Source organism: Microcystis sp. LE18-22.4A, assembly GCF_027531105.1.
GTDB classification, from domain to species: domain Bacteria; phylum Cyanobacteriota; class Cyanobacteriia; order Cyanobacteriales; family Microcystaceae; genus Microcystis; species Microcystis aeruginosa.
In genome coordinates, this window is the sequence record NZ_JAPZRB010000215.1 from 1 (window position 1) to 3,549 (window position 3,549).

At 42.0% G+C, this 3,549-nt stretch carries 4 protein-coding genes; 3 read left to right on the top strand and 1 reads right to left on the bottom strand.

Features of this window, described 5'->3' with window-relative positions; all coding sequences use genetic code 11:
* Positions 1-207: 207 nt before the first annotated feature.
* Both lptB and O9295_RS09560 read left to right on the top strand, forming a co-directional pair.
* Positions 208-936 (top strand): LPS export ABC transporter ATP-binding protein, encoded by a 729-nt coding sequence (gene lptB / locus O9295_RS09555; protein ID WP_061432734.1) that lies wholly within the window; start codon positions 208-210, stop codon positions 934-936.
* A gap of 35 nt (positions 937-971) precedes the next feature.
* The gene (locus O9295_RS09560) at positions 972-2,141 is read left to right on the top strand and encodes an LptF/LptG family permease (RefSeq protein ID WP_288032799.1); all 1,170 of its coding nucleotides are present in this window, start codon (positions 972-974) and stop codon (positions 2,139-2,141) included.
* Positions 2,142-2,177: 36 nt separating this feature from the next.
* Here O9295_RS09560 and rsmI read toward each other — a convergent pair whose 3' ends face one another.
* A complete protein-coding gene (gene rsmI / locus O9295_RS09565; RefSeq protein WP_288032800.1) occupies positions 2,178-3,017 on the bottom strand; it encodes a 16S rRNA (cytidine(1402)-2'-O)-methyltransferase in 840 nt (279 codons plus the stop codon).
* Between the two features lie 183 nt (positions 3,018-3,200).
* On the opposite strand from rsmI, the gene O9295_RS09570 reads away from it, so the two are divergent.
* Entirely contained in the window at positions 3,201-3,317 is a 117-nt protein-coding gene (locus O9295_RS09570; protein WP_002732356.1) for a photosystem II reaction center protein I, read from the top strand.
* Positions 3,318-3,549: the final 232 nt, after the last annotated feature.

The following is a 3,549-nucleotide window of genomic DNA, read 5'->3' on the forward strand; positions in this document are numbered from 1 at the left end:
TATTCAGGAGACAGTATTCAGGAGACAGTATTCAGGAGACAGGAGATTATTTTTATTTATTCTTTCCACACCCCACACCCTACACCCTACACCCTACACCCTACACCCCACACCCCACACCCCACACCCTACACCCTACACCCCACACCCCACACCCTACACCCCACACCCCACACCCCACACCCCACACCCCAACACCGGATAAAGATGACTTTAGTATTAGAAAATATCCATAAATCCTACGGTAAAAGGCTCGTGGTTAACCGGGTGAGTATTACTGTTGCCCCGGGGGAAATTGTCGGGTTATTGGGACCAAATGGTGCGGGGAAAACCACAACTTTTTATATCGCCACGGGATTAATTAAACCGAATCAAGGGCGCGTTTGGCTCGATCAAAAAGAAATTACCAAATTACCCCTTAATCAAAGGGCGCGTCTGGGTATTGGCTATCTGACGCAGCAGGCCAGTATTTTTCGTTATTTAACTGTATCAGAAAATATTCAGTTAGCCCTAGAACAGTCGGGGGTTCCCTTTTCCCAACGGGCAAATCGTCTCTATGATTTATTAAAAGAATTTCGCCTCGATAAGATTGTTCGCACTAAAGGAGCCTACGTTTCCGGAGGAGAAAGAAGAAGGACGGAATTAGCTCGCGCTTTAGCGGTGGGAGTCAACGGACCGAGATTTTTATTATTAGATGAACCTTTCGCCGGGGTGGATCCGATCGCCGTGTCCGAGATTCAAGCGATGATCGCCGGTTTAAGGGAGCGTCAGATGGGAATTTTAATTACCGATCACAATGTGCGAGAAACTTTGGCTATCACTAATCGGGCTTATATTATGCGCGAAGGGCAGATTTTAGCGGCGGGAAGTGGCGAAGAACTTTATAATAATCCTCTGGTGCGTCAGTATTATTTGGGTGATAATTTTTTCCGATAATTGTTATTAATAAAAATCGCTGCATCAGTTATATCATGAAAGTTGGCAATTGGCAAGGAAATTTAAGTAGAATACCCGGATTTAGCATCTTAGACCGCTATATTTTTGTCGAGTTATTATTGCCCTTTTTATTTGGTATGGGTTTATTCACTTCTTTGGGAGTGGCGATCGGTACTTTATTTGATTTAGTGCGACGGATTACTGAATCGGGTTTACCTTTTGCTTTGGCCTTAAAAATTCTCTTATTAAAAATGCCAGAGTTTATCGTTTTAGCCTTTCCCATGTCGATACTTTTAGCGGCTTTAATGGCCTACAGTCGTTTAGCCAGTGATAGCGAATTAATTGCTTTGAAAAGTATTGGAATTAGTGTTTATCGCCTAATAATTCCCGCCATTGTGCTAAGTTTAATAGTGACGGGATTAACCTACGTTTTTAATGATTATGTGGCTCCGGCTGCCAGTTATGAAGCTAATGCTACCATGACCAAAGCTCTGCGACCAAATCGCAAATCTTTTATTGAAGATAATATTATTTATCCTGAATACGGCAAAGTGCGGCAACCGGATGGAGGGGAACCCCAAACGGTATTAAGAAGGTTATTTTATGCCGAAAGATTTAACGGTCAAGAGATGCTAGGTTTAACCATTCTCGATCGCACCCAACCGGAAGTTAATCAAATTATTACCTCAGAATCAGCTTCTTGGAATATTGAAAAAAATATCTGGGATTTTTATAACGGCACAATTTATCTAATTGATCCTAATGGTTCCTATCGTAATATTGTCCGCTTTCAACATCAACAATTAGCCCTACCGCGTACCCCGTTAGATTTAGCTTTTCGAGGCCGAGATGGTTCAGAAATGACCCTGAGACAAGCGCAGGAATACCTAAAAATACTGCAATTAAGCGGCAATCCTACCAAAATTAGAAAACTACAGGTTCAAATCGAGCAGAAAATATCTTTACCCTTTGTTTGTTTAGTTTTTGGGATGATTGGGGCAGCCTTGGGATTACGTCCCCAAAATTCTAATAAAGCCACCAGTTTCGGTATTTGTATTGTCCTAATTTTCTCCTATTATCTCCTATCTTTTGTCACCAGTTCCTTAGGCATTGGCGGAGTTTTAACCCCCTTGATGGCCGCTTGGTTGCCCAATATTTTAGGATTAACTGCCGGGGGAATTTTGTTACTTCAATCAGCTAAGTAATCGAGGGTTAGCGGTGGGAATAAAAATTGATAATCATCAAATTTCTAAGGCTAATTTATATAAACGACTGCGGGACAAATTAGTAACCTGTGCTAATTGTCTGCTGGCTTGCGATCGATTAACTCCTCCTTCGATAATTTGTTTTAATTCCCGTTTTAATTCCTCGTCGGATAATTGGATAGTATCGAACTGATCGTTGCCCATAACTACGATTGTAAATTCCCCTTTAGGAGTTTTATTCTCTCGATATAAATTAATCGCCTCGGCGACAGTTCCTCGCCAAATTTCTTCGTAAAGCTTGGTTAATTCCCGACCTAAAACTATCTTTCTCGTTGGGCCGAAAGTTTCTCGTAAATCCTCCAAAGTCTTAATAAGTTTGTGAGGAGCTTCATAAAAAACCATCGTTCTCGTTTCAGTTTTTAAACTCTCTAAGCACTCTTGTCTCAGCTTTTCCTTACCAGGAAGAAATCCTTCAAAACAGAATCTTTCCGTGGGTAATCCCGACACCGCTAAAGCAGTAATTACCGCCGTTACTCCGGGGATGGGAACCACTTCGATCTTAGCTTCTATACAAGCTTTAATTAACTCATAACCCGGGTCAGAAATCCCCGGCATTCCCGCATCAGTAACCAAGGCGATATCCTGACCTTGGCTGAGAATATTTAATAACTCATCGAGACGGGAAAGACGATTATGTTCGTGGTAACTAATTTGAGGGGTTGGAATATCAAAATGCTGCAATAATTTGCCAGTGTGTCTGGTATCTTCGGCAGCAATTAGAGAGACTTTTTTGAGAGTTGCCAGGGACCGGAAAGTCAGATCGTCTAAATTACCGATCGGCGTTCCCACCACATACAATTTACCGATATTATTCATAAATTAGCTAAAAATAGGCTATTTAGTCGTATTTTCAGTGATCAGTACCCAGTAAACAGTAGGCTGACGACTGAAGACCGATCGCTTTTCTCTGTTCAGGGATCACTCAAATAGGGTAAAGTAGGTCAAGGTATGCTCACCCCTGTTATTGAATTAATCTAGTCTAAGGAGAACGTCTTAGTAATGTTAACCCTAAAAATCGCCGTTTATATCGTTGTTTCCTTCTTTGTCTTACTTTTTATCTTTGGCTTCCTTTCCGGCGATCCTACCCGTAACCCCGGACGCAAAGACTTTGAGTAGAAGACAATTATCAAACTGGTTCTAGGGTAGAGACACAGGGAACAAGTTATTAAACTTTCCCTGTCTCCCTAGAAATAATGATCATGGTAGTATCATCGGAAATTTTGGGTCTGAAACCCCGCCGTTCTAGGTTGGCTTTACGTTAGAATTAAAAGGCCAGTCTCGAAAACCAAGTGGACGGCGCAGCACCTTGAAAACTCGGCTTAGGGGGTTCCGACCAGAAAAGCTTGGC

What these genes read in the sequence shown, in the direction of transcription:
- O9295_RS09570 (WP_002732356.1), top strand. Translation starts at nt 3,201, where the DNA reads ATGTTAACCCTAAAAATCGCCGTTTATATCGTTGTTTCCTTCTTTGTC.
- O9295_RS09560 (WP_288032799.1), top strand. Translation starts at nt 972, where the DNA reads ATGAAAGTTGGCAATTGGCAAGGAAATTTAAGTAGAATACCCGGATTT.
- rsmI (WP_288032800.1), bottom strand. Translation starts at nt 3,017, where the DNA reads ATGAATAATATCGGTAAATTGTATGTGGTGGGAACGCCGATCGGTAAT.
- lptB (WP_061432734.1), top strand. Translation starts at nt 208, where the DNA reads ATGACTTTAGTATTAGAAAATATCCATAAATCCTACGGTAAAAGGCTC.